Raw genomic sequence first — 24,331 nt, forward strand, 5'->3', positions numbered from 1 at the left:
GGGTGGATGGCATGACCGACGAATGGAAAGCACCGGCCAAGGCAAGTGCCGACGACGGTGACGAGAAGAGCTGGAAGCTGCTGGAAAAGACCCTTCTGGCGGGTGTGCAGGAACAGCGTCGTTCGCGGCGCTGGGGGATTTTCTTCAAGCTGCTGACATTTGTTTACCTGTTTGTCGCGTTGATCCTGTTCACGCCGCTGATGGACATGGAAAAAAGCGCGACTCGCGGCGAGAACTACACTGCGCTGATCGACGTCACCGGCGTGATCGCCGACAAAGAGCCGGCCAGTGCCGACAACATTGTCGGCAGCCTGCGCGCTGCGTTCGAGGACAAGAAGGTCAAGGGTGTCATCCTGCGGATCAACAGTCCGGGTGGCAGTCCTGTGCAGTCTGGTTATGTGTATGACGAGATCAAGCGTCTGCGTGGCTTGCACCCCGAGATCAAGCTGTATGCGGTGATTTCCGATCTCGGAGCGTCTGGTGCGTATTACATCGCCAGTGCTGCGGATCAGATCTACGCCGACAAGGCGAGTCTGGTGGGTTCCATTGGTGTGACGGCGGCCGGTTACGGCTTTGTCGGCACCATGGAGAAGCTGGGAGTCGAGCGTCGCACGTACACGTCTGGCGAGCACAAATCCTTCCTTGATCCGTTCCAGCCGCAGAAGCCTGAAGAAACGGCGTTCTGGCAAAGTGTGCTGGACACCACGCACAAGCAGTTCATCAACAGCGTCAAGCAGGGTCGTGGCGATCGCCTGAAGGACAAAGAGCATCCGGAGCTGTTCTCCGGGCTGGTCTGGTCTGGCGAGCAGGCTCTGCCGCTGGGCTTGATCGATGGTCTGGGCAGTGCCAGTTCGGTGGCGCGTGATGTGGTCGGCGAGAAAGAGTTGGTGGACTTTACCGTTCAGGAATCGCCGTTTGACCGCTTCTCGAAGAAACTTGGCGCCAGTGTGGCCGAGCAGTTGGCGATGTGGATGGGTTTCCACGGGCCATCGTTGCGTTAATTGGTTGTGGCGATCAAAAGATCGCAGTCTGCGGCAGCGCCTGCAGGTTCGATGTTCATTCGCATTGTTTGCGATGACGCGAACCCTGTAAGAGCTGTCGCTGGCTGCGATCTTTTGCTTTAAGGAATCTGTACGCCTTCAAGTAGCAGCATGTCGATCAGGCGAATCAGCGGCAGGCCGATCAGGCTGGTAGCGTCAGGGCCTTCGGTGGACTGGAACAGGCTCACGCCCAGCCCTTCAGCCTTGAAGCTGCCCGCGCAGTCGTAAGGCTGCTCGATGTGCAAGTAACGCTCGACCCGTGCCTGATCGAGCTGGCGCATGTGTACGGTGAACGGTACGCAGTCGACCTGGCATTGCCCTGTCTGGCTATTAAGCAGCGCAAGGCCGGTGAGAAAAGTCACGCTGGCGCCGCTGGCGGCCATCAGTTGCTCGCGGGCCTTGTCGAAGGTGTGCGGCTTGCCGATGATCCGGTCGCCGAGGACGGCCACCTGGTCGGAGCCAATAATCAGATGAGTGGGGTGGCTGTCGGCCAATGCTCGGGCCTTCTGTTCGGCGAGGCGTTTGACCAGCTCGATTGCCGGTTCGCCAGGACGGTGGCTTTCATCGATATCCGGCGAGCTGCAGACGAACGGCAGGTGCAGGCGGGAGAGCAATTCCCGGCGATAAGTCGAGCTTGAAGCAAGTAATAAAGGCAGCATTTGCGTCTCCTGAGGCAGATGTGAATTCTAGCGGAGGCACGCAAGTGACGGACAGGGCACAATTTCCTTTGACATGGGTGGGGGCATCCCTATAATGCTGCGCCTATGTTGAATGACCCGATTCCACCTCACGTTGACCCGCGCAAATTGGCTGATCGTGGCACCACCATCCAAGGTGAGCTGCTACTGGCCGATTTGAAGAGACTCTGCGACCCGCTTTCCGACACTGTCGGTACGGTGCAGGCGAAATTCGTTTTTGAACGAGATGAACGTAAATCTGTGGTAATCCACAGCTTTATCGACACCGAGGTCAAAATGGTTTGCCAGCGTTGTCTTGAGCTGGTCACCCTGCCGATCCACAGCGAATGCAGTTACGCTGTGGTTAAGGAGGGTGCGAATACCCAGTCGTTACCGAAAGGTTATGACGTGCTGGAACTGGGCGAAGATCCATTGGATCTGCAGTCACTGGTCGAGGAGGAGCTTTTGCTTGCCTTGCCTATCGTGCCTGCTCATCATCCGGAAGAATGCCAGCAGCCGGCGGGGTCAGATGAGCCCGAACCGAGCGAGGACGAGGTAACGCGGTCCAACCCGTTCAGTGTATTGGCGCAGTTAAAGCGTGACCCAAACGTTTAGGAGTTAATCAATTATGGCTGTTCAGCAGAACAAAAAATCCCGCTCTGCCCGTGACATGCGTCGTTCGCACGACGCCCTGACGGCGAGCACTCTGTCTGTAGAAAAAACCACTGGTGAAATTCACCTGCGTCACCACGTATCGCCAGAAGGCGTATACCGTGGCCGTAAAGTGATCGACAAGGGCGCTGACGAGTAATCACTTGTCTGCTCAAGTCATCGCGATTGACGCAATGGGCGGGGACTTCGGTCCCCGCAGCATTGTTCAGGCCAGCCTTGCTTGCCTGTCTGCTACACCCTCGCTGCACCTGACCCTCGTCGGTCAACCCTCCCTTCTTGAAGAATTGATCAACGGCCAATCGGCTGCCGATCGCGCGCGCCTGACGATTGTGGCGGCCAGCGAAGTCATCACCATGGACGAAAAACCGACTCAGGCCCTGCGTGGCAAGCCGGACTCGTCGATGCGTGTTGCCCTTGAACTGGTGCGTGATGGCAAGGCTCAAGCCTGTGTCAGTGCCGGCAATACCGGAGCATTGATGGCGCTGTCGCGCTATGTGCTGAAGACCTTGCCGGGTATCGACCGTCCCGCGATGGTTGCCGCCATTCCGACACAGAAAGGTTATTGCCAGTTGCTTGATCTTGGCGCCAACGTCGATTGCAGTGCGGAGCATCTGTTGCAGTTTGCGGTGATGGGTTCGGTGGCGGCGCAGACGCTGGGTATTGCTCGCCCTCGGGTGGCGTTGCTGAACATCGGCACCGAAGACATCAAGGGTAATCAGCAGGTCAAGTTGGCGGCAACGCTGTTGCAGGCGGCCAGAGGCATCAACTACATCGGTTTCGTCGAAGGTGACGGCCTGTATCGCGGTGAGGCGGATGTGGTGGTGTGCGACGGGTTTGTCGGCAACATTCTGCTCAAGTCCAGCGAAGGCCTGGCGACTATGATTGCTGCGCGCATTGAGGCGCTGTTCAAAAAGAACATGGCTTCGCGCGCAATCGGTGCCTTGGCGCTGCCATTGATGAAACGCTTGCAGGCAGATCTGGCACCGGCGCGACACAATGGCGCAAGCTTCCTCGGCTTGCAGGGCATTGTGGTGAAAAGCCACGGTTCGGCGGGAGTTCAGGGCTTTCAGAGTGCGATTCAGCGTGCGCTGATCGAGATTCAGGAGAACCTGCCCGAGCGCCTTCACGGGCGTCTGGAGGATTTGTTGTCTTAGGCGTTTTCGTCGGACAATGCTTAAATGTGACCGCCCGGTTCAAAGGGCCATCCAACTGTCAGTTTCTTGCGTCCCCCAGTGGGGCGTCATTTTCCGACGACAAGATCATTAGGGGCTTGTTACATGTCTGCTTCCCTCGCATTCGTCTTTCCAGGACAAGGTTCGCAGTCCCTCGGCATGCTGGCCGAGCTGGGCGCGCAACATCCACTGATCCTCGAAACTTTCCAAGAAGCCTCCGCTGCGCTGGGCTATGACCTGTGGGCACTGACCCAGCAGGGGCCGGAAGAGCTGCTTAATCAAACCGACAAAACCCAACCGGCCATTCTGACCGCATCGATCGCCTTGTGGCGTCTGTGGCTGGCTGAGGGTGGTGCGCGTCCGGCATTTGTTGCCGGTCACAGCCTGGGTGAATACAGCGCGCTGGTGGCTGCCGGCAGCCTGAGTCTGGCTGATGCGGTAAAGCTCGTTGAGCGCCGTGGCCAGCTGATGCAGGAAGCGGTTCCGGCCGGGCAGGGCGGCATGGCCGCTATTCTGGGTCTGGAAGACGCTGACGTGCTGGCGGCCTGTGCTGAAGCGGCGCAGGGCGAAGTGGTCAGTGCCGTCAACTTCAACTCCCCGGGTCAGGTTGTAGTGGCCGGTGCCAAGGCTGCCGTCGAGCGCGCCATTGAAGGCTGCAAGGCGCGTGGCGCCAAGCGTGCCATGCCGCTGCCGGTGAGCGTGCCGTCGCACTGCGAGCTGATGCGTCCGGCTGCCGAGCGCTTTGCCGAGTCCATAGCCGCCATTAACTGGCAGGCGCCGCAGATCCCGGTGGTACAGAACGTCAGCGCACAAGTGCCGGCCGATCTGGAAACCCTCAAGCGTGATCTGCTCGAACAACTCTACAAGCCAGTACGCTGGGTCGAGTCCGTACAGACACTGGCCGCCAAGGGCGCGACCAATCTGGTCGAATGTGGCCCGGGCAAAGTACTGGCTGGTCTGAACAAACGTTGCGCCGAAGGCGTTTCGACTTCCAACCTCAATACCCCAGACGCTTTCGCTGCCGCTCGTGCAGCGCAGGCCTGAATCAGGAGAAACTTGCATGAGTCTGCAAGGTAAAGTTGCACTGGTCACCGGTGCAAGCCGCGGTATCGGCCAGGCTATCGCACTGGAACTGGGCCGTCAGGGCGCCATCGTTGTGGGTACCGCAACCTCCGCCAAGGGCGCTGAGGCGATTGCCGCCACGCTCAAAGAGCACGGCATTCAGGGTACCGGTCTGGAACTCAACGTCACCAGCGACGAATCCGTCAGCAAGGTGATCGCGACCATTCAGGAGCAGTTCGGTGCACCGGCGATTTTGGTTAATAATGCCGGCATCACCCGCGATAACCTGATGATGCGCATGAAAGATGACGAATGGTACGACGTGATCGATACCAACCTGAACAGTCTGTATCGCCTGTCCAAGGGCGTTCTGCGCGGCATGACCAAAGCCCGTTGGGGTCGAATTATCAGTATTGGCTCGGTGGTGGGTGCCATGGGCAACGCAGGCCAAGTAAACTATGCAGCCGCCAAGGCCGGTCTGGAAGGTTTCAGCCGTGCAATGGCGCGTGAAGTCGGTTCGCGTTCGATTACGGTCAACTCGGTAACCCCAGGGTTTATCGACACCGATATGACCCGCGAACTGCCTGAAGCACAGCGTGAAGCCTTGCAGACGCAGATTCCGCTGGGTCGTCTGGGACAAGCTCAAGAGATCGCGTCTGTGGTCGCTTTTCTTGCATCCGACGGTGCGGCATACGTTACTGGGGCTACAATCCCGGTGAACGGTGGGATGTACATGTAAGTAAAATGTGACGGATTGCTTCAAAAAAATGTCATACGAGCTGTCTAAAATCCGTTATAAAGCTGCAATCTATTTATAGGCAGAGGGCCGCAGGGTTTGAGGAGTGAAGCTTTCAGTTGAAAAACTGAAAAGTCTTTCTATACACTTACCCACTGGCCAGCTGCCTGAATTTGTCCATTAGGAGTGAAAACAAGGTATGAGCACCATCGAAGAGCGCGTCAAGAAAATCGTTGCCGAGCAACTGGGTGTTAAAGAAGAAGAAGTGGTTAACACCGCTTCCTTCGTAGAAGACCTGGGTGCCGACTCCCTTGACACCGTTGAGCTGGTGATGGCTCTGGAAGAGGAATTCGAGACCGAAATCCCTGACGAAGAAGCTGAGAAGATCACTACTGTACAAGCTGCAATCGATTACGTTACAAACCACCAGGCTTAATAGCTTGTAATCGTTGCTTGCTGTCATGGAAAAACCGCACTGCCATCACGGCGTGCGGTTTTTTCTTTAGGCCTGATGCAAAGTCGTCATTTGAAAAAGGAGAGTGCTGTGTCGCGTAGACGCGTCGTAGTCACCGGTATGGGTATGTTGTCGCCACTGGGCACGGATGTGCCAAGCAGTTGGCAGGGCATTCTGGCTGGCCGCAGTGGCATTGGTCTGATCGAACACACCGACCTTTCTGCCTATTCCACCCGCTTTGGCGGCTCGGTAAAGGGCTTCAATGTCGAGGAATACCTGTCGGTCAAGGAAGCGCGCAAGCTCGACCTGTTCATCCAGTACGGTCTCGCGGCTGGCTTTCAAGCCGTACGCAACGCTGGCCTGGAAGTCACTGACGCCAACCGTGAACGCATTGGCGTGGCCATGGGTTCGGGCATCGGCGGTCTGACCAATATCGAAGAAACCAGCCGCACTTTGCATGAGACGGGCCCGCGTCGAATCTCGCCATTCTTCGTGCCAGGCTCGATCATCAATATGATTTCCGGTTTCCTGTCCATCCATCTGGGCGCACAGGGACCTAACTACGCCATTGCTACAGCGTGTACCACCGGTACGCACTGCATCGGCATGGCGGCGCGCAACATCATGTACGACGAAGCCGACGTGATGATTGCCGGCGGTGCCGAAATGGCCGCATGCGGTCTGGGCATGGGCGGCTTCGGCGCGTCCCGTGCGCTGTCGACCCGCAACGACGAGCCAACTCGCGCCAGCCGTCCCTGGGACAAGGGTCGCGATGGTTTCGTACTGTCCGACGGTGCAGGTGCACTGGTGCTCGAAGAACTCGAACACGCCAAGGCGCGCGGCGCGACCATCTACGCCGAGCTGATCGGTTTTGGCACCAGTGGCGATGCGTTCCACATGACTTCGCCACCTGCCGACGGCGCGGGTGCAGCTCGCTGCATCACCAACGCCTTGCGCGACGCGAAGATCAACGCCGATCAAGTGCAATACATCAATGCCCACGGCACCTCGACCCCGGCCGGCGACCTTGCCGAGGCCAACGCGATCAGGTCGGTGTTCGGTGAGCACGCCTATAAACTGGCGGTCAGCTCCACCAAGTCCATGACGGGCCACCTGCTGGGTGCGGCCGGAGCGGTCGAGGCGATCTTCAGCATCCTGGCGATCAACAGCCAGGTGGCGCCGCCAACCATCAACCTTGATGAGCCGGACGAAGGCTGTGATCTCGATTTCGTGCCGCACACCGCGCGCAACATGGACATCGATGTCGTGCTGTCGAACTCCTTCGGCTTTGGCGGCACCAACGGTACCTTGGCGTTCCGTCGGTTCGCAGGCTGATGGACAGCTGGGTCGACGGTCAACCGGCTGACACTCTGTCGCTGAAAGACCGCGGCCTGGCTTACGGCGATGGTCTGTTCGAGACCATTGCCGTGCATGATGGCCAGCCGGTATTGCTTGATCGACACATGACGCGGCTGGCCGATGGCTGCTCGCGTCTGGCTATCACTGCCGATATCGAACTGATTCGCAACGAACTGCTGAGCTACGCAGCCGCGATGGGCGAGGGTGTGCTTAAGCTCATCCTCACCCGTGGCGACGGTTTGCGCGGTTACGCGCCTGACCCTGCGGCGCCGGGTCGACGCATTCTGCAAGGCAATCCGCCGGCGGCTTATCCTGCTGCGCATGCCGAACATGGCATCCGCCTGTTTCCGTGCACTACGCGTCTGTCCAGGCAGCCATTGCTTGCCGGGCTCAAACACCTCAATCGACTGGAACAAGTACTCGCCCGTGCCGAATGGCAAGACAGCGAGCACGCTGAAGGCTTGATGCTTGATCAGGCCGGTCGAGTGATCGAAGGGGTGTTCAGCAACGTGTTTCTGGTGCGCGATGGTGTGTTGATCACGCCCGATCTGAAACGCTGCGGTGTCGCCGGTGTGATGCGTGCGGAAATATTGTTTCAGGCCGAGTCATTGGCCATCCCCACCCAAACCGTCGATATCGGCCTGGAACAGCTGCAATGGGCCGATGAAGTGTTTGTCTGCAACAGCGTATATGGCGTCTGGCCGGTACGCGCCTACGCCGCACTGAGCTGGCCGGTTGGCCCGCTCACCCGTAAACTGCAAGCCATTGCCCGCGCCCTACTGGATGCCTGATTTGTGAGACGTAAATTATTGCTGCTGCTGGAAACCGGACTGGTTCTGGCGGGGCTGCTGTTGGGCGCCAGCGCCTGGAAGATTCACTCCGCGCTGGAACAGCCCCTGAACATCACGCAGGAAGAACTGCTGGATGTGCCGAAAGGCTCTACACCGACCCGTACCATCCTTGGGCTCGAAAGTGATGGCGTCATCAAAGACGCTTTCTGGCTACGGGTCTATTGGCGTTTCAATCTTGCTGGCACGCCGATCCACACTGGCGAATACCGCATGCAGCCCGGGATGACCGTCAACGGTCTGATCGATTCGTGGAAGCGTGGCGACGTGGTTCAGTACAGCCTGACGCTGGTTGAGGGCTGGAATTTCCACCAGGTGCGTGCTGCGCTGGCGAAAGATGAAAAAATCGAGCAGACCATCAATGGTTTGAGCGACAGCGACGTGATGGCGAAGATTGGCCACAAAGGCCTGTTCCCGGAAGGCCGTTTCTTCCCCGATACCTATCGTTTCGTGCGCGGCGTGTCCGATACGGAGCTGCTGAAAAAGGCTTTTGAGCGTCTCGATGAAGTGCTGGCCAAAGAGTGGGAAAAACGCGCTGCCGATGCACCGTACAAAGAACCTTATCAAGCGCTGATCATGGCGTCCCTGGTCGAGAAGGAAACCGGTGTACCGCAGGAACGCGGCGAGATTGCCGGGGTTTTTGTGCGCCGGATGGCGCTGGGCATGCAGCTGCAGACCGATCCGACAGTGATTTATGGTTTGGGCGATCGCTACACCGGCAAGTTGACCCGCGCTCACCTCAGGGAACCGACGCCGTATAACACTTACGTGATTCCCGGCTTGCCGCCGACGCCGATTGCGATGGTCGGGCGTGAAGCCATTCACGCGGCGCTGAACCCGGTGGGAGGCACCAGCCTTTACTTTGTTGCCCGTGGCGACGGTAGCCATGTGTTTTCCGACGATCTCGATGCGCATAACAATGCGGTGCGTGAATTTCAGCTCAAGCGCCGTGCCGATTACCGCTCCAGCCCGGCCCCGGCAACTACGCCGGAAGCGGCACCGGCCGCCGAGGAGTCGATTCCTGCGGCATCGCCGAATACTGCGCCCGAGTCGCTGCCGCAGGTTCCGACCGAGGAATCCGTGCCGACTCCTGACGCCGACGCACCACAAAACACGCAATGACTTTTATTAAGGACTGCCCGTGACTGGCTTGTTTATCACCCTGGAAGGCCCGGAAGGCGCCGGTAAGAGCACCAATCGCGAATACCTCGCCGAGCGTTTGCGCGCCGCCGGTGTCGAGGTCGTGCTGACCCGCGAGCCGGGTGGCACGCCACTGGCAGAGCGGATTCGCGATGTGCTGCTGGCTCCGGCCGACGAAGTCATGAACCCGGATACCGAACTGCTGCTGGTGTTCGCTGCGCGTGCTCAACATCTGGCCGAGGTGATTCGCCCGGCACTGGCCCGCGGTGCGGTGGTGCTGTGTGATCGCTTCACCGATTCGACGTATGCCTATCAGGGAGGCGGTCGCGGTTTGTCGCTGGAGCGTATCGCGACCCTGGAGGCTTTCGTGCAGGGTGATCTGCGCCCGGACCTGACGCTGATTTTCGACCTGCCGGTAGAAATCGGCCTGGCCCGTGCCAGCGCTCGCGGTCGCCTCGATCGTTTCGAACTGGAAGGCCGGGCATTTTTCGAGGCGGTGCGCAGTGCATTCCTCAAGCGTGCCGAAGCCGATCCTGCGCGCTATGTGCGCATCGATGCCGGTCAGCCGTTGGTCAAGGTTCAGCAATCGCTGGATACCCTGATTCCGAACTTGCTGGAGCTGAGCCGTGGCTGAGGCCTATCCATGGCAGGACAGCCTCTGGCAGCAACTGGCCGGACGTAGCCAGCATGCTCACGCTTACCTGCTGCATGGGCCGGCCGGGATCGGCAAACGCGCACTGGCCGAGCGGTTGATGGCCAGTCTGTTGTGCAAGCACCCGACGCCGGAGGCTTGCGGTGAATGCAAATCCTGCCTGCTGCTCAAGGCCGGCAGCCACCCGGACAATTACATTCTCGAACCGGAAGAAGCCGACAAGGCGATCAAGGTCGATCAGGTGCGCGATCTGGTCAGTTTCGTGGTGCAGACCGCGCAACTGGGCGGGCGCAAGGTGGTGCTGATCGAGCCCACGGAATCGATGAATATCAACGCCGCCAACGCCTTGCTCAAGAGCCTTGAAGAGCCTTCCGGCAATACGGTGTTGTTGCTGGTCAGCCACCAGCCGAGCCGTTTGTTGCCGACGGTCAAGAGTCGCTGTGTGCAACAGGCCTGCCCGCTGCCGGGTGAAGCGATGAGCCTGCAATGGCTGGCTCAGGCCCTTCCGGAGTGTTCCGAAGCGGAGCGTGTCGAACTGCTGACGCTGGCCGCCGGTTCGCCGTTGATGGCGGTCACTCTTCAGTCCCAAGGCGTACGCGAACAGCGCGCACAAGTGGTCGAAGGGGTGAAGAAGTTGCTCAAGCAGCAGCAATCGCCGACGCAATTGGCCGAAGAATGGAAAAACATTCCGATGTTGCGCCTGTTTGACTGGTTCTGTGACTGGTCGAGCCTGATCCTGCGTTATCAACTGACTGAGGATGAAGCCGGCCTCGGCCTGAACGACATGCGCAAAGTGGTGCAGTACCTGGCGCAGAAAAGCGCTCAAGGCAAAGTGCTCGATATTCAGGACTGGATCCTCGCTCAGCGGCAGAAAGTGTTGAGCAAGGCCAATCTCAATCCGGCGCTGTTGCTGGAAGCGCTGTTGGTGCAATGGGCGGGACTGCCAGGCCAGCGGTGATCCCCGCAAAAACGATGGTGTGCGCCTAGACTCTGAACATCAGCAGTGGAGGTCAACATGAATGAACCCGTCAGCCCGGGGCCGCGCAACGGCATTTTGTCCCTGACCATCAAAGACAAGTCGGTGCTTTACGCCGCTTACATGCCGTTCATCAAGAATGGTGGCCTGTTCATCCCGACCAACAAGAGCTACAAGCTGGGCGACGAGGTGTTCATGCTATTGAACTTGATGGATGAACCGGAAAAGATCCCGGTTGCCGGCAAAGTCACCTGGATTACGCCCAAAGGCGCACAAGGCAATCGCGCAGCCGGTGTCGGCGTGCAGTTCAACGACGGCGACAACACCGCGCGCAGTCGCATCGAAACCCATCTGGCCGGAGCCCTCAAGTCCGACCGTCCCACTCATACGATGTAAGTAGCCGTATTTTTATGCTCGTAGATTCCCATTGTCACCTTGATCGCCTCGACCTCACCGCCCATGACGGCTCGCTGGATGCCGCACTCGATGCGGCCCGCGAGCGCGGGGTAGGGCATTTTCTGTGCATCGGCGTGAGCGCCGACAACGCCGCTGACGTCAAAGCCCTCGCCGAGCGTTACGACGATGTCGATTGCTCGGTCGGCGTGCATCCTCTCGATGTGCAACCGGAAGCCGCCCCCGCGCTGGACTGGTTGCTGCACGAGCTCAATCACCCGAAAGTGGTGGCGATCGGTGAAACCGGTCTGGATTACCACTACGAGCCGGAAGCCGCCGAACTGCAGCAGGCGTCGTTCCGCCTGCACCTGCAAGCGGCGCAGCACACCGGCAAACCAGTGATCATCCACACCCGCGGCGCCCGCGCCGACACCCTCGAACTGCTGCGTGAAGCCGCGCTGCCACAGGCCGGGGTGCTGCATTGCTTCACTGAAGACTGGGACATGGCCAAGGCTGCGCTGGACATGGGTTATTACATTTCCCTGTCAGGCATCGTCACGTTCCGCAATGCCGATGCCCTGCGTGATGTCGCGAGCAAAGTCCCGGCGGATCGTCTGCTGGTTGAAACCGATTCACCGTACCTGGCGCCGATCCCTTATCGCGGCAAGCCGAACCTGCCGCAATACGTGCGTGAGGTGGCAGAGTTCCTGGCGATGCTGCGTGGTGAGAATTACGAGCGTTTTGCCGAGCAGACGAGCGAAAACTTCAAGCGGCTGTTTCCGCTGGCTCATGTGAAAGCCTGAATCGCAGGCAAAAAAAACCCGGGTTCTGGGGGGTGAATCCGGGTTAAGACCATTAGGAGTAAAACAAAGGCACGCGGTCCGTTGGTACCTTTATCGGCACGGCACTTGGGGGAGATGCCGTCCGACAGTTGAAGTATTGATCAGTCTGGCGTGCAGTCCAGCTGGCGGGGCGTGGTTTTTAAACAAATTTGGAATACGTTCGCTTCAGTTGAGTTCTCATTGCGCTCAAAACGTTCTCAAAACGAACAAGAAACACAGATATGGTCGGATGATCCGTGCATTTTTGCGCAAGTTAGGCATAATACGCGGCTTCGAATTTTGACCCTTCAGACCTTTTTCTTATGCACAAAGAACCTCGTAAGGTCCGTGAGTTTCGCCGCCGCGAGCAAGAAATTCTCGATACCGCGCTCAAGCTGTTCCTCGACCAAGGTGAAGACAGTGTCACCGTCGAGATGATTGCTGATGCCGTAGGTATCGGCAAAGGCACGATCTATAAACATTTCAAGTCCAAGGCCGAGATCTATCTGCGCCTGATGCTCGATTACGAGCGCGATTTGAACGAGCTGCTGCATTCGGCCGATGTCGACAAGGACAAGGAAGCACTGTCCCGTGCCTACTTCGAATTCCGTATGCGTGATCCGCAGCGCTACCGTCTGTTCGATCGTCTCGAAGAGAAGGTGGTCAAGGGCAACCAGGTGCCGGAAATGGTCGAGGAGCTGCACAAGATCCGTGCCTCGAACTTCGAACGCCTGACCCTGTTGATCAAGGGTCGCATCAGCGAAGGCAAGCTCGAAGACGTTCCGCCGTATTTCCACTACTGCGCGTCCTGGGCATTGGTGCACGGCGCTGTCGCGCTGTATCACTCGCCGTTCTGGAGCAATGTGCTGGAAGATCAGGAAGGTTTCTTCCAGTTCCTGATGGACATCGGCGTGCGCATGGGCAACAAGCGCAAGCGCGACCCCGAAACACCGAGCAGCTGAGCCATTCAGCTGCCTTATTGCGCAATGATTTCGTTACATGGCGCAGTACCGCAGGAATATACTCAGGCATAGGGCTTGCTAAAACTTGATTTGTGAGTCAAGTTTTAGCTGCTCGATTTCCTTTCGCCGGAGTAATCATGATCGTTGACCGTCAAGGCAGGCGTTTTCGCAATTTGCGGATCAGCCTGACTTCAGCCTGCAATTACGCTTGTACCTACTGCGTGCCCAACGGCAAGCGGTTGGTGGCTGCGCAGGATGAGCTGTCGGCCGACGCCATGGCGCGCGGCGTGGCGTATCTGATTGAAGCCGCTGGCATTGAGCGTTTGCGCATTACCGGTGGCGAGCCGCTGGTCAGCCCCAAACTTGAATCGTTCATGACCTCCGTCGGCAAGATGGGGCTGGAAGACATCAGTCTGACCACCAACGGTCAACTCCTCGCCAAGAAACTTCCGCTGCTGGTGGATGCCGGTCTGCGCCGGATCAACGTTTCTCTCGATACCCTCGACGCCGACGCGTTCCGCAGCATTGCCCGCGGCGGCGATCTGGCCACCGTGCTCGACGGCATGGACAAGGCCGCAGCGGCGGGGATGAAAATCAAGGTCAACATGGTGCCGTTGCGTGGCCAGAATCTTGATCAGGTCATGCCGTTGCTCGACTACTGCCTGGAGCGCGGGTATGAGCTGCGCTTTATCGAGCTGATGCGCATGGGCCATCTGGCCAAAGACTCCAATGCCTTCCTGCAACAGTTTGTCAGTCTTCAACAATTGCTGGAGCTGATCGGTGAGCGTTACGAGTACGCACAAGCCGATGCCCCCGTTGACGCTACGGCGGTGCGTTACGCGATTGCCGGGGTGGGCCATTTTGGGGTGATTGCCAATGAAAGCGTGCCTTTCTGCCGAACCTGCTCACGCCTGCGCCTGTCGTCGACCGGGTGGCTGCATGGTTGCCTGTCGTCGAGCAACCGCCATTACGTCGGCGATTTGCTTGACAAACCGCGTCACGAGGCACTGCCTGCGCTACAACGCTTACTGGTGAAGGCCTTGGGCGACAAACAGGAAGTGGCATTTTCCGGCGGCGCAACCATCATGAAAATCATCGGCGGCTGATATTCCCATTCGCGAGCAGGCTCGCTCCCACATCTGGAATGCGTTCCTCTTGTGGGTGCGAGCCTGCTCGCGAAAGCGTCCTGTAGATCGACGAAGTTCCCGAGCTGGCGCAAAAGCTGCATTCAACGCCCATTCGCCGGTTTTCCGTCACCGGCTTCTGGAGGATAAGGATGCGTAGCCTGGTTTTGCTGCTGGCCATTTTGGCGCTTGGCGGCTGTATGACTGTCAGCGATATGGCCGAAGGCACTCGCTATCAGATGAGCGACGCGGGGCTGCTGGGCCACAGCGACAGCCGCCGTGTGAACAACTTCCGTATTCAGCCGGATTCGTTTATCTACATCGCCCAGGGTGCGTTTGCGCCGCCGGGTGGTTCGTATCCGCGGCCGAACGTGGTCGCTGAGGAAGCGTTCAAAGGCTTTATCGAATACTTCCCGATGGTTCGCCGCGCCCGCGCGCCGGAAGGCCTCGATCAGGCAATGGGTGAAGCCCGTGACGCGGGTGCGCATTACCTGCTCTACACCCGTTTCGCCAAGGCTGATGACCGCATCGGCAACTCTGATGAGTGGCTGGATGAGGAGGCTGTGGATCGCCTCGGTATTGACGGCGGCGTGATTCAGATCATGTTGATCGAGACCAGCACCCAGTATTTGATTGATACTGCACGGATCAAGAGTCGTGGCGGTTTACTGACGTTCCACGACAGCAAACCCGAAGACCTGATCGGCCCACCGCTGGCGCAATACGCGCGCAGCCTGTTGGGGATCGGCAACCAGTAATTTCAAGGAGTACGCCATGAGTGGCCCGCAAAAAGCCAATGACCTGTTGGGACAAATCCCCAAAACCAAAGGCCTGCCACCGGTGCACTTGTGGAACCCGGACTTCTGCGGCGACATCGACATGCGCATCGCCCGGGACGGCACCTGGTATTACCTGGGAACGCCGATCGGGCGCAAGCCGATGGTCAAGCTCTTCTCCACGATCATCCGCCGCGACGGTGATGATTATTTTTTGATTACGCCGGTCGAGAAGGTCGGCATCAAAGTCGACGACGCGCCGTTTGTGGCGATTGCCGTCGAGGTTGAAGGCGAGGGTGAGGCGCAGGTGCTGCGCTTTACCACCAATGTCGACGAAACCGCTGAAGCTGGGCCGGAGCATCCGATTCGAGTCGAGATTGATCCGGTCACTCAAGAGCCTGCGCCTTATGTACACATACGCACCAACCTTGAGGCGTTGATTCATCGCAATGTGTTCTACCAATTGGTCGAACTGGCGGTCAGTCGGAAAATCGATGGGCAGAACTGGCTCGGTGTTTGGAGTGGCGGCGAGTTCTTCCGTATCGGCCTCGAACCGTAATTTCAAATCCCTGTGGGAGCGAGCCTGCTCGCGATAGCTGTGTATCAGTCGACGAGAATATTGACTGGCACTCCGCTATCGCGAGCAGGCTCGCTCCCACATTGTTTTTGTTTGATCACAAAAAACTGATTTGACACCCAATCGTATGATCATTAGCTTGATCACCCATCGCGATCCGCTTTGAGGTGTTCATGTCCAGCAGCTTTCATGCATCAACGGTTGACTGGCTGGGCAGTTGGATTGCCGCTGGCCAGATAAAGCCGGGGCAGACCATCAAGGTCGAAGCTGATCTGGGCGAACAGCTCGGCGTCAGCCGCACCGTCATCCGTGAAGCGATCAAAACCCTCGTCGCCAAAGGCATGCTTGAAGTCGGGCCGAAGGTCGGCACCCGCGTGTTGCCGGTGCGCCGCTGGAACCTGTTCGATCCTCAGGTCGTCGGTTGGCTGTCACGCAATGGTCTGCCGGAAAACTTCGTCGATGACTTGCTCGACCTGCGCCGCACCATTGAACCCATGGCCGTGCGCTGGGCCTGCGAGCGGGCGACGCTGGAGCAGATCGACGCCGTGCAACTGGCCTACAACGCCCTCGAGCGCGCGGTAGTCAGCGGCGGCGATTACAACCGTGCCGATCAGGCCTTCCACGAGTGCATTCTTGCCGCCAGCCATAATCAGTTCATTGAACAGATGGTCCCGGCGCTCGGGGCGTTGCTGGCCGTTTCGTTCGAAGTCTCGGCGGCCGATCCGGATGAACTGCGCCGCACCTTGCCAATCCACAAAGACATGGCCGACGCCATTGCCGCTCGCGATTCTGCGCGAGGTGTGTGGGCCTGCATGACCCTGATCGACAACGCAGACCTGGCGATCAAACGGTTTTACCCAAAAGTCATGGCCGACAAAAAAGCCGGCTGACAGTCACGGATTAACATGTGGGAGCGAGCCTGCTCGCGAAGGCGTCATGTCAGATACATCAACGTCGACTGATACACCGCCTTCGCGAGCAAGCTCGATCCCACACGGATACCAACAATATAGGAGTTGATATGACGTTGACCGCACTGACCCAGCACCGCGCCCAACTCGGTGAAGGCCCGTTCTGGGACGCGCCGACCCAGGCGCTGTACTGGGTCGATATCGCCGGCCAACAAGCCCTGCGCCTGATTGGCCAGAACGTGCAGATCTGGCAAATGCCCGAGCACGTTTCCGCGTTCATTCCCTGCGCCAGCGGCGATGCGCTGGTTACGCTGAGCAGCGGCGTCTATCGTCTCGATCTCGACTCCCCGGGGCTGGAACCGCGCCTGACGCTGTTCTGTGTCGCCGACCCGCAACCTGGCAATCGTCCCAACGAAGCCCGCTGTGACGCACAAGGCCGACTGTGGCTCAGCACCATGCAAAACAACATCGACGAGCAGGGCGAAGATCTGCCGATCGTCCGGCGTTCCGGTGCCCTGTTCCGTATCGATCCCGACAAACGCGTCACGCCATTGCTGCGCAATCTGGGGATTCCCAACACGCTGCTGTGGACCGACGACGGCACCAGGCTGTTGTTCGGCGACAGCATGGACGCCACGTTGTACAGCTACTTCATCCACACCGACGGCAACCTCGATGTCGCCAATCTCTGGTACGGCCCGGATGAACAGGGCGGCCCTGACGGTTCGGCGATGGATGTCGAAGGCTATGTGTGGAACGCCCGTTGGGACGGCAGCTGTCTTTTGCGACTGGCGCCTGATGGCAAGGTCGACCGCAAAATCGATCTGCCGATCAGTCGCCCGACCAGTTGCGTGTTCGGCGGCGAAGACCTGAAAACCCTGTACATCACCAGCGCCGAAAGCCCGCACAACCATCCTCTGGACGGCGCAGTGCTGTCGATGCGTGTTGATGTTGCAGGAAAGCTCTGTACGCGTTTCGCTGGCTGAATCCCAAAATATGGGATGCAAAATTATATATTGAGATTATTTGGCGGTCGGGTTTATAGTCGGCCCCAGCAGTAACACGCACTCACACTTAAAAAGAACAAAACAGGTGAAGTGATGCAGCGAATTTCCATCGCACTCCCACGCGGAGTCCGTGCCACGCAACGGTTCAATGCCGTCAGTGGCGCCTGCCTGTTCAGTTCTAAACGCTCTCCAGACCGGACATCGTCAGATGCCCGGTTTTTTTGCGCTTGCGAACAGGAGTCCTTGAACCATGGCTGAACCTCTTTCCCTGCCGCCGGTGCCCGCACCGCCGAAGGGCGAGCGTCTGAAAAACAAGGTCGTGCTGCTCACCGGTGCCGCTCAGGGTATCGGTGAAGCCATCGTCGCAGCCTTCGCTTCGCAGCAAGCCAAACTGCTGATCAGTGATATTCAGGCCGAAAAAGTCGAGAAGGTTGCCGCCCATTGGCGCGAGCAAGGCTTTGACGTTCAGGCGATCAAGGCTGATGTGTCGTGCCAGCCCGATCTGCACGCCATGGCCAGACGCGCTGTTGAACTGCACGGGCGCATCGACGTGCTGGTCAACTGCGCCGGGGTCAATGTGTTCCGCGATCCGCTGGAAATGACCGAAGAAGACTGGCGTCGCTGCTTCGCCATCGACCTCGACGGCGCGTGGCACGGCTGCAAAGCGGTCCTGCCGCAAATGATCGAGCAGGGCATCGGCAGCATCATCAACATTGCCTCGACCCATTCTTCGCACATCATTCCCGGCTGTTTCCCGTACCCGGTGGCCAAACACGGGTTGCTGGGACTGACGCGCGCACTCGGCATCGAATACGCAGCGAAAGGCATCCGCGTCAACGCGATCGCCCCCGGCTACATCGAAACGCAGCTGAACGTCGATTACTGGAACGGTTTCGCCGATCCGCATGCCGAGCGTCAACGCGCCCTCGACCTGCACCCGCCCAAACGCATTGGTCAGCCGATTGAAGTGGCGATGACGGCGGTGTTCCTGGCCAGCGATGAAGCACCATTCATCAATGCTTCGTGCATCACCATCGATGGTGGCCGCTCGGTGATGTACCACGACTGATCGATTGGATTCCACGCGAAGAAATCCGCCTGAAATCCAATCATCATACGATATGACTATTTTCAACAGGCTTTGCAGGACCGTGCTTTACCGCTTTTCAAACATTGCTCAAAAAAAATAACAAGGAGTCAGCTTATGAAACGTCGTTTCGGGATTCGTACCCTGTGCAGTGCCGCGCTCGCGGTCACCGCGTTCAGCCTGAGCAGTTCGCTGCTCGCCGCCGATGCGGTGAAGATCGGTTTCCTGGTCAAGCAGGCCGAGGAGCCGTGGTTCCAGACCGAATGGGCTTTCGCCGAGAAAGCCGCCAAGGACAGGGGTTTTGAACTGATCAAGATCGCCGTCCCGGATGGCGAAAAAACCCTGTCGGCCATCGACAGCCTCGCCGCCAACGGTGCCAAAGGCTTTGTGATATGCCCGCCTGACGTGTCGCTCGGCCCGGCGATCATGGCCAAAGCCAAACTCAATGATCTCAAGGTGATTGCCGTCGACGACCGTTTTGTCGACGCCAACGGCAAGTTCATGGAGGACGTGCCGTACCTTGGCATGGCCGCGTATGAAGTGGGTCAGAAGCAGGGCGCCGCCATGGCTGCCGAAGCGAAAAAACGCAACTGGGACTGGAAGGACACCTACGCGGTCGTCAACACCTACAACGAACTCGACACCGGCAAGAAACGCACGGACGGCTCGGTCAAGTCCCTCGAAGACGCCGGCATGCCGAAGGATCACATCCTCTTCGCCGCACTGAAAACCCTCGATGTGCCAGGCAGCATGGACGCCACCAACTCGGCGTTGGTGAAACTGCCGAGCGCGGCGAAGAACCTGATCATTGGCGGCATGAACGACAACACCGTGCTGGGCGGCGTGCGCGCCACAGAAGCCGCCGGGTTCGCCGCGGCCAATGTGATCGGCATCGGCATCAACGGCACCGACGCCATCGGCGAACTGAAAAAGCCTAACAGCGGCTTCTTCGGTTCGATGCTGCCGAGCCCACACATCGAAGGCTACAAGACCGCCGAGATGATGTACGAGTGGGTCACCACCGGCAAAGAGCCGCCGAAATACACCGCCATGGACGACGTCACCCTGATCACCCGCGAGAACTTCAAGCAAGAGCTGGAAAAAATCGGCTTGTGGAACTGACGTAGCGACGGCCCGGGCAACCGGGCCGTTTGAACGGTGTGAAGAGGTGGCTTAAATGCACGCGCAAGTACAAAGACAAGAAAACAGTGCCGGCGGCAGCCTGCGCTTCAACGGGATCGGCAAAACCTTTCCCGGCGTGAAGGCGCTGGACGGCATCAGCTTCGTCGCCCATCCCGGCCAGGTCCATGCCTTGATGGGCGAGAACGGCGCTGGTAAGTCGACCCTGCTGAAAATCCTCGGCGGCGCTTACATTCCGAGCAGCGGCGAGTTGCAGATTGGCGAGCAGACGATGGCCTTCAAGTCGACCGCCGACAGCATCGGCAGCGGCGTGGCGGTGATCCATCAGGAACTGCATCTGGTGCCGGAAATGACCGTCGCCGAAAACCTGTTCCTCGGCCATTTGCCGGCCAGTTTCGGTTTGATCAATCGCAGCACGCTGCGTCAGCAAGCGCTGGATTGCCTCAAAGGCCTGGCCGATGAAATCGATCCGCAGACCAAAGTCGGGCGTTTGTCGCTGGGCCAACGGCAACTGGTGGAAATCGCCAAAGCCCTGTCGCGTGGCGCCCATGTGATCGCTTTCGACGAGCCAACCAGCAGCCTTTCGGCGCGCGAGATCGACCGCTTGATGGCGATCATCGGGCGCCTGCGGGATGAGGGCAAAGTCGTGCTTTACGTCTCCCATCGCATGGAAGAAGTGTTCCGTATCTGCGACGCGGTGACGGTGTTCAAGGACGGCCGCTACGTGCGCACCTTCGAGGACATGAGCCAGTTGACCCACGATCAACTGGTGACCTGCATGGTCGGGCGCGACATTCAGGATATCTACGATTACCGTAACCGCCCACGCGGCGCAGTGGCGCTGAAAGTCAACGGCCTGCTCGGCCCGGGCCTGCGTGAGCCGATCAGTTTCGAGGCGCACAAAGGCGAGATTCTCGGTTTGTTCGGATTGGTCGGGGCAGGGCGCACCGAGTTGTTTCGCTTGCTCAGTGGCCTGGAACGCAAAACCGCCGGACGCCTCGAACTGCGCGGCCATGAACTGAATCTGCGCTCACCGCGCGATGCCATTGCCGCCGGGATTCTGCTGTGCCCCGAGGATCGCAAGAAAGAAGGGATTATTCCGCTGGCCAGCGTCGCCGAGAACATCAACATCAGTGCGCGTGGCGCGAATTCGGGTCTTGGCTGCCTGATTCGTGGTTTGTGGGAGAAGGGCAACGCCGACAAACAGATCAAGGCGCTGAAAGTCAAAACGCCCCACGCCGGCCAGCAGATCAAGTTCCTTTCCGGCGGCAATCAGCAAAAGGCCATTCTCGGTCGCTGGCTGTCGATGCCGATGAAAGTCCTGCTGCTCGACGAACCGACCCGTGGCATCGACATCGGCGCCAAAGCCGAGATCTACCAGATCATCCATAACCTCGCTGCTGACGGTATTTCGGTGATTGTGGTGTCGAGCGACCTGATGGAAGTGATGGGTATTTCCGACCGCATCCTGGTGCTGTGCGAAGGCGCCCTGCGCGGCGAAGTCAGCCGCGACCAGGCCAATGAATCCAACCTGCTGCAACTGGCTTTGCCGCGCCACCGCGCTGACGGCGTGGCGAACTGAGAGGTGACTATGATGACAACCCAAAACGAAACCCTGGCGAAAGAGCGCAAACCTTTGGACATGCGCCGCTTCCTCGATGACTGGGTCATGCTGTTGGCGGCGGTGGGCATTTTTGTCGCCTGTACTTTGCTGATCGACAACTTCCTTTCGCCGCTGAACATGCGCGGGTTGGGCCTGGCGATTTCCACCACCGGCATTGCCGCCTGCACCATGTTGTATTGCCTGGCGTCGGGGCATTTCGACTTGTCGGTGGGCTCGGTGATTGCCTGCGCCGGGGTGGTGGCAGCGGTGGTGATGCGTGACACCGACAGCGTATTCCTTGGCGTCAGTGCGGCGCTGGTGATGGGCCTGATCGTCGGGCTGATCAACGGGATCGTGATCGCCAAGTTACGCGTCAATGCTCTGATCACGACGCTTGCGACCATGCAGATCGTGCGTGGCCTGGCCTACATTTTTGCCAACGGCAAAGCGGTGGGCGTGTCGCAGGAGTCGTTTTTCGTGTTCGGCAACGGCCAGTTGTTCGGCGTGCCGGTGCCGATCCTGATCACCATCGTCTGCTTCCTGTTTTTCGGCTGGCTGCTGAATTACACCACCTACGGGCGCAACACCATGGCCATCGGTGGCAACCAGGAAGCGGCGTTGCTGGCGGGGGTCAACGTTGATCGCACCAAGATCATCATCTTCGCCGTGCACGGTGTGATCGGTGCGCTGGCCGGTGTGATTCTGGCGTCGCGCATGACCTCCGGGCAGCCGATGATCGGGCAGGGTTTCGAGCTGACAGTGATTTCCGCGTGTGTGCTGGGCGGGGTGTCGCTGAGTGGCGGGATCGGCATGATTCGGCATGTGATTGCCGGGGTGTTGATTCTGGCAATCATTGAGAATGCGATGAACCTGAAGAACATTGATACGTTTTATCAGTACGTGATTCGCGGTTCGATTTTGCTGCTGGCTGTGGTTATTGACCGCCTCAAGCAACGCTAAGATCAGGCGCCCCTCATCGGAACGCCGCCCGCCCAGCCCTCTCCCGGAGGGAGAGGGGGCCGACCGAGGTGTCTGGCATCCTGCATCGACCTGATAAATACAGTCGACTATGGATTCGGCAAGCACTTCCAGGTCGGCAAATCTCCTGAGTATCCCCCATTCAGTCCCCTCTCCCTCCGGGAGAGGGCCAGGGTGAGGGTGCTTGTGATCTTCCCGCCTTCCGTCTGCTCAACTAAAAATCCCTTGCTCGCCACCGACCGTTTCGGTTATCACTTTGTACATGATTAGACAGGTACGATTCGACAAGAAACAACGGGTGGTCGACGAGCTCGTCCGGCGCATCGAAAGCGGCCTCATGGAGGACGGCTTTCTGTTGCCCGGCGAGCATCAGTTGGCTCAAGAATTCAACGTCAGCCGTGGCACGTTGCGCGAAGCGCTGGCCGAACTGAAACGGCGTAAATACATCGCCACGCAAAGCGGGGTCGGTTCCATCGTCACCTTTGACGGTGTGGTCCTCGACCAACGCAGCGGCTGGGCTCAGGCACTGGCAGACACTGGTGCGTTGATCAACACCGAAGTATTGCGCCTCGAAGCCGTGACCCGGACCGATCTTTCGGCTGTGTTCGGCTCCGATCAATTCATTCTGCTCGAGCGCCGTCGCCGCTCCAACGACGGCACATTGGTGTCCCTCGAGCGCTCGCTGATGCCGGCCAACGGCGGCCTGGAAAGCCTGCCGCGTGTCGGCCTGATCGACAATTCCCTGACCATCACCCTGGCCGCCTACGGCTACATCGGCGAGCGCGGCGATCAGTGGCTCGGCGCCGAACCCTTGAATGCCGAAGACGCCCAATTGCTCGGCCGCCCGCCAGGCACGGTATTTCTCAAAGCCTTGCGCACGACCTACGACCGGCAGAACCGTTTCATGGAGCAGGTTGAAAGCCTGCTCGACCCGGTGCATTTCCGTCTGCATCTGCAATTTGGAGAATCGAAGTGACCCCGCTTAACCGTGCCCTCGGTGCGTTTTATGGCCTGGCCCTCGGTGATGCGCTGGGTATGCCAACGCAATCGCTGAACCGCGAAACCATCAAGACGCGCTTCGGCCAGATTACCGATCTGCAAGACGCCGGTCCGCTGCAACCCATCGCCGCGAACATGCCCAAAGGCTCGATTACCGACGACACCGAACAGGCGATTCTGGTTGGCGAGTTGCTGGTCGAAGGCAAGGGCCATGTCGACCCCGCCATCCTTGCGCAACGGCTGATCGAGTGGGAAGCGCAGATGCAGGCCAAAGGCTCGCAGGACCTGCTGGGCCCGTCGACCAAGCGCGCCATCGAAATGATCCTCGCCGGTCATTCGCCGCAAGAAGCCGGGCGCTACGGCACCACCAACGGCGCGGCCATGCGCATTACCCCCGTCGGGATCGCAGCAGATGTTGCGGATCCTCAGCGGTTTATCGCCGCAGTGGTGCAGGCCTGTCAGGTCACGCACAACACCACTCTGGGAATTTCCAGCGCGGCGGCGGTGGCGGCGGTGGTCTCGGCCGGGATCAATGGCATGGATCTGGGCGAGGCGCTCAACCTCGGCCAACAAATCGCGCAACAAGCGCAAGAACACGGTCACTGGGTGGCCGGTGGGCGCATCGCTTCGCGCATCAGTTGGGCGCGCAGCATCAGCGTCGACAGCGACAAGGCATTGCTCGCCGATCTGCTCTACGACGTGATCGGCACTTCCGTGGCGTCGCAGGAATCGGTAGTGGTCTCGTTTGCCCTGGCGCAGCAGGTGGCCATCGGTGAAATGAGCGCGTTCGATGCGTTGTGCATGGCGGCGAGCCTGGGTGGCGACACCGATACCATCGCCGCGATCCTCGGCGCCATGCTTGGGGCCTGCCTGGGTCTTGAGTGTTGGCCGACCGAGATGATCGATACGGTGAAAGCCGTCAATCATCTGCAGCTTGAGCCGTTGGTGCAGGAGCTATTGGCCTTGCGTTGCTTGAACTGACGCCGTCGCTGGCAAGCCAGCTCTCACAGGGAAAGTGCACACCTTAAGGTTCACTCTGTATCTGTGGGAGCTGGCTTGCCAGCGATAGGCGCACCGCATAATCGAATATTCACCCGCAATGGATCGCAAAGACAGGCCCAGGAAGGCCGGGATGTCTTGTTGTTTTGCATCATTGCCACAACCA

General features: G+C 59.0%; 27 protein-coding genes. 26 read left to right on the forward strand and 1 reads right to left on the reverse strand.

Going from position 1 to position 24,331, the window contains the following annotated elements; genetic code table 11:
• Positions 1 to 11 precede the first annotated feature (11 nt).
• Entirely contained in the window at positions 12 to 1,001 is a 990-nt protein-coding gene (gene sppA / locus IEQ42_RS17870) for a signal peptide peptidase SppA (protein WP_210704392.1), read from the forward strand.
• A gap of 119 nt (positions 1,002 to 1,120) precedes the next feature.
• Here the strand turns inward: sppA and IEQ42_RS17875 are convergent, their stop codons facing one another.
• Entirely contained in the window at positions 1,121 to 1,699 is a 579-nt protein-coding gene (locus IEQ42_RS17875; RefSeq protein WP_210704393.1) for a Maf family protein, read from the reverse strand.
• Positions 1,700 to 1,804: 105 nt separating this feature from the next.
• On the opposite strand from IEQ42_RS17875, the gene IEQ42_RS17880 reads away from it, so the two are divergent.
• The 25 genes from IEQ42_RS17880 to IEQ42_RS18000 all read left to right on the forward strand — a co-directional run bounded on the left by IEQ42_RS17880 (position 1,805) and on the right by IEQ42_RS18000 (position 24,147).
• On the forward strand, positions 1,805 to 2,332 hold the full coding sequence (locus IEQ42_RS17880) for a YceD family protein (protein WP_042560436.1): 528 nt from the start codon (positions 1,805 to 1,807) through the stop codon (positions 2,330 to 2,332).
• A 13-nt stretch (positions 2,333 to 2,345) separates the two neighbouring features.
• Complete coding sequence (rpmF, locus tag IEQ42_RS17885) at positions 2,346 to 2,528, forward strand: 50S ribosomal protein L32 (RefSeq protein WP_008152339.1); 183 nt, start codon at positions 2,346 to 2,348, stop codon at positions 2,526 to 2,528.
• Positions 2,529 to 2,532: 4 nt separating this feature from the next.
• Positions 2,533 to 3,543 (forward strand): phosphate acyltransferase PlsX, encoded by a 1,011-nt coding sequence (plsX, locus tag IEQ42_RS17890; RefSeq protein ID WP_080896053.1) that lies wholly within the window; start codon positions 2,533 to 2,535, stop codon positions 3,541 to 3,543.
• 123 nt (positions 3,544 to 3,666) lie between these two features.
• Complete coding sequence (fabD, locus tag IEQ42_RS17895) at positions 3,667 to 4,605, forward strand: ACP S-malonyltransferase (RefSeq protein ID WP_210704394.1); 939 nt, start codon at positions 3,667 to 3,669, stop codon at positions 4,603 to 4,605.
• A gap of 16 nt (positions 4,606 to 4,621) precedes the next feature.
• On the forward strand, positions 4,622 to 5,362 hold the full coding sequence (gene fabG / locus IEQ42_RS17900) for a 3-oxoacyl-ACP reductase FabG (protein WP_042560433.1): 741 nt from the start codon (positions 4,622 to 4,624) through the stop codon (positions 5,360 to 5,362).
• Between the two features lie 196 nt (positions 5,363 to 5,558).
• Positions 5,559 to 5,795, forward strand: a complete 237-nt coding sequence (acpP, locus tag IEQ42_RS17905) for an acyl carrier protein (RefSeq protein ID WP_003442511.1) — start codon at positions 5,559 to 5,561, stop codon at positions 5,793 to 5,795.
• A 108-nt stretch (positions 5,796 to 5,903) separates the two neighbouring features.
• Positions 5,904 to 7,148, forward strand: coding sequence for a beta-ketoacyl-ACP synthase II (gene fabF, locus IEQ42_RS17910; RefSeq protein WP_042560432.1), 1,245 nt, complete (start codon positions 5,904 to 5,906; stop codon positions 7,146 to 7,148).
• Entirely contained in the window at positions 7,148 to 7,963 is an 816-nt protein-coding gene (gene pabC / locus IEQ42_RS17915; RefSeq protein ID WP_210704398.1) for an aminodeoxychorismate lyase, read from the forward strand. The genes fabF and pabC overlap by 1 nt, the downstream gene beginning before the upstream one ends.
• 3 nt (positions 7,964 to 7,966) lie before the next feature.
• Entirely contained in the window at positions 7,967 to 9,142 is a 1,176-nt protein-coding gene (gene mltG, locus IEQ42_RS17920) for an endolytic transglycosylase MltG (RefSeq protein WP_210704400.1), read from the forward strand.
• A 19-nt stretch (positions 9,143 to 9,161) separates the two neighbouring features.
• Positions 9,162 to 9,794, forward strand: coding sequence for a dTMP kinase (tmk, locus tag IEQ42_RS17925; protein ID WP_042560429.1), 633 nt, complete (start codon positions 9,162 to 9,164; stop codon positions 9,792 to 9,794).
• A complete protein-coding gene (locus tag IEQ42_RS17930) occupies positions 9,787 to 10,770 on the forward strand; it encodes a DNA polymerase III subunit delta' (protein ID WP_047302577.1) in 984 nt (327 codons plus the stop codon). The genes tmk and IEQ42_RS17930 overlap by 8 nt, the downstream gene beginning before the upstream one ends.
• 57 nt (positions 10,771 to 10,827) lie before the next feature.
• Positions 10,828 to 11,184, forward strand: a complete 357-nt coding sequence (locus IEQ42_RS17935) for a PilZ domain-containing protein (RefSeq protein WP_042560427.1) — start codon at positions 10,828 to 10,830, stop codon at positions 11,182 to 11,184.
• 14 nt (positions 11,185 to 11,198) lie between these two features.
• Positions 11,199 to 11,984: a TatD family hydrolase gene (locus tag IEQ42_RS17940; RefSeq protein ID WP_210704401.1), complete on the forward strand. Its 786-nt coding sequence runs from the start codon at positions 11,199 to 11,201 to the stop codon at positions 11,982 to 11,984.
• A gap of 341 nt (positions 11,985 to 12,325) precedes the next feature.
• The gene (locus IEQ42_RS17945) at positions 12,326 to 12,964 is read left to right on the forward strand and encodes a TetR/AcrR family transcriptional regulator (RefSeq protein ID WP_007908276.1); all 639 of its coding nucleotides are present in this window, start codon (positions 12,326 to 12,328) and stop codon (positions 12,962 to 12,964) included.
• A 137-nt stretch (positions 12,965 to 13,101) separates the two neighbouring features.
• A complete protein-coding gene (locus IEQ42_RS17950) occupies positions 13,102 to 14,070 on the forward strand; it encodes a GTP 3',8-cyclase MoaA (RefSeq protein ID WP_210704412.1) in 969 nt (322 codons plus the stop codon).
• A gap of 170 nt (positions 14,071 to 14,240) precedes the next feature.
• The gene (locus IEQ42_RS17955) at positions 14,241 to 14,846 is read left to right on the forward strand and encodes a DUF4823 domain-containing protein (RefSeq protein ID WP_210704413.1); all 606 of its coding nucleotides are present in this window, start codon (positions 14,241 to 14,243) and stop codon (positions 14,844 to 14,846) included.
• Positions 14,847 to 14,862: 16 nt separating this feature from the next.
• Positions 14,863 to 15,423 (forward strand): DUF1285 domain-containing protein, encoded by a 561-nt coding sequence (locus tag IEQ42_RS17960; RefSeq protein ID WP_210704415.1) that lies wholly within the window; start codon positions 14,863 to 14,865, stop codon positions 15,421 to 15,423.
• A gap of 191 nt (positions 15,424 to 15,614) precedes the next feature.
• Entirely contained in the window at positions 15,615 to 16,331 is a 717-nt protein-coding gene (locus IEQ42_RS17965) for a FadR/GntR family transcriptional regulator (RefSeq protein WP_210704417.1), read from the forward strand.
• A 131-nt stretch (positions 16,332 to 16,462) separates the two neighbouring features.
• A complete protein-coding gene (locus IEQ42_RS17970; RefSeq protein ID WP_210704419.1) occupies positions 16,463 to 17,338 on the forward strand; it encodes an SMP-30/gluconolactonase/LRE family protein in 876 nt (291 codons plus the stop codon).
• A 271-nt stretch (positions 17,339 to 17,609) separates the two neighbouring features.
• Positions 17,610 to 18,428 carry an SDR family oxidoreductase gene (locus IEQ42_RS17975; protein ID WP_210704422.1) on the forward strand — a complete coding sequence of 273 codons (819 nt, stop codon included), beginning with the start codon at positions 17,610 to 17,612 and terminating at the stop codon, positions 18,426 to 18,428.
• A 135-nt stretch (positions 18,429 to 18,563) separates the two neighbouring features.
• On the forward strand, positions 18,564 to 19,568 hold the full coding sequence (locus IEQ42_RS17980; RefSeq protein ID WP_210704424.1) for a substrate-binding domain-containing protein: 1,005 nt from the start codon (positions 18,564 to 18,566) through the stop codon (positions 19,566 to 19,568).
• A gap of 55 nt (positions 19,569 to 19,623) precedes the next feature.
• Positions 19,624 to 21,168, forward strand: coding sequence for an L-arabinose ABC transporter ATP-binding protein AraG (gene araG / locus IEQ42_RS17985; protein ID WP_210704426.1), 1,545 nt, complete (start codon positions 19,624 to 19,626; stop codon positions 21,166 to 21,168).
• Between the two features lie 12 nt (positions 21,169 to 21,180).
• Positions 21,181 to 22,149 carry an L-arabinose ABC transporter permease AraH gene (araH, locus tag IEQ42_RS17990; RefSeq protein ID WP_200617138.1) on the forward strand — a complete coding sequence of 323 codons (969 nt, stop codon included), beginning with the start codon at positions 21,181 to 21,183 and terminating at the stop codon, positions 22,147 to 22,149.
• Positions 22,150 to 22,429: 280 nt separating this feature from the next.
• Positions 22,430 to 23,143 (forward strand): GntR family transcriptional regulator, encoded by a 714-nt coding sequence (locus tag IEQ42_RS17995; RefSeq protein ID WP_210704427.1) that lies wholly within the window; start codon positions 22,430 to 22,432, stop codon positions 23,141 to 23,143.
• Positions 23,140 to 24,147 (forward strand): ADP-ribosylglycohydrolase family protein, encoded by a 1,008-nt coding sequence (locus IEQ42_RS18000; RefSeq protein WP_210704429.1) that lies wholly within the window; start codon positions 23,140 to 23,142, stop codon positions 24,145 to 24,147. Before IEQ42_RS17995 ends, IEQ42_RS18000 begins: the two co-directional genes overlap by 4 nt.
• The last annotated feature ends 184 nt before the right edge of the window (positions 24,148 to 24,331 follow it).

The sequence above is a fragment of the Pseudomonas iridis genome (assembly GCF_017980685.1).
In the GTDB taxonomy this organism is placed as follows: domain Bacteria; phylum Pseudomonadota; class Gammaproteobacteria; order Pseudomonadales; family Pseudomonadaceae; genus Aquipseudomonas; species Aquipseudomonas iridis.

Bases quoted from the DNA above. Each gene is read 5' to 3' on its own strand.
- sppA (WP_210704392.1), top strand. From the start codon at position 12: ATGACCGACGAATGGAAAGCACCGGCCAAGGCAAGTGCCGACGACGGT.
- IEQ42_RS17875 (WP_210704393.1), bottom strand. From the start codon at position 1,699: ATGCTGCCTTTATTACTTGCTTCAAGCTCGACTTATCGCCGGGAATTG.
- IEQ42_RS17880 (WP_042560436.1), top strand. From the start codon at position 1,805: ATGTTGAATGACCCGATTCCACCTCACGTTGACCCGCGCAAATTGGCT.
- rpmF (WP_008152339.1), top strand. From the start codon at position 2,346: ATGGCTGTTCAGCAGAACAAAAAATCCCGCTCTGCCCGTGACATGCGT.
- fabD (WP_210704394.1), top strand. From the start codon at position 3,667: ATGTCTGCTTCCCTCGCATTCGTCTTTCCAGGACAAGGTTCGCAGTCC.
- fabG (WP_042560433.1), top strand. From the start codon at position 4,622: ATGAGTCTGCAAGGTAAAGTTGCACTGGTCACCGGTGCAAGCCGCGGT.
- acpP (WP_003442511.1), top strand. From the start codon at position 5,559: ATGAGCACCATCGAAGAGCGCGTCAAGAAAATCGTTGCCGAGCAACTG.
- pabC (WP_210704398.1), top strand. From the start codon at position 7,148: ATGGACAGCTGGGTCGACGGTCAACCGGCTGACACTCTGTCGCTGAAA.
- IEQ42_RS17935 (WP_042560427.1), top strand. From the start codon at position 10,828: ATGAATGAACCCGTCAGCCCGGGGCCGCGCAACGGCATTTTGTCCCTG.
- IEQ42_RS17940 (WP_210704401.1), top strand. From the start codon at position 11,199: ATGCTCGTAGATTCCCATTGTCACCTTGATCGCCTCGACCTCACCGCC.
- IEQ42_RS17945 (WP_007908276.1), top strand. From the start codon at position 12,326: ATGCACAAAGAACCTCGTAAGGTCCGTGAGTTTCGCCGCCGCGAGCAA.
- IEQ42_RS17950 (WP_210704412.1), top strand. From the start codon at position 13,102: ATGATCGTTGACCGTCAAGGCAGGCGTTTTCGCAATTTGCGGATCAGC.
- IEQ42_RS17955 (WP_210704413.1), top strand. From the start codon at position 14,241: ATGCGTAGCCTGGTTTTGCTGCTGGCCATTTTGGCGCTTGGCGGCTGT.
- IEQ42_RS17960 (WP_210704415.1), top strand. From the start codon at position 14,863: ATGAGTGGCCCGCAAAAAGCCAATGACCTGTTGGGACAAATCCCCAAA.
- IEQ42_RS17965 (WP_210704417.1), top strand. From the start codon at position 15,615: ATGTCCAGCAGCTTTCATGCATCAACGGTTGACTGGCTGGGCAGTTGG.
- IEQ42_RS17970 (WP_210704419.1), top strand. From the start codon at position 16,463: ATGACGTTGACCGCACTGACCCAGCACCGCGCCCAACTCGGTGAAGGC.
- IEQ42_RS17975 (WP_210704422.1), top strand. From the start codon at position 17,610: ATGGCTGAACCTCTTTCCCTGCCGCCGGTGCCCGCACCGCCGAAGGGC.
- IEQ42_RS17980 (WP_210704424.1), top strand. From the start codon at position 18,564: ATGAAACGTCGTTTCGGGATTCGTACCCTGTGCAGTGCCGCGCTCGCG.
- araG (WP_210704426.1), top strand. From the start codon at position 19,624: ATGCACGCGCAAGTACAAAGACAAGAAAACAGTGCCGGCGGCAGCCTG.
- araH (WP_200617138.1), top strand. From the start codon at position 21,181: ATGACAACCCAAAACGAAACCCTGGCGAAAGAGCGCAAACCTTTGGAC.
- IEQ42_RS17995 (WP_210704427.1), top strand. From the start codon at position 22,430: ATGATTAGACAGGTACGATTCGACAAGAAACAACGGGTGGTCGACGAG.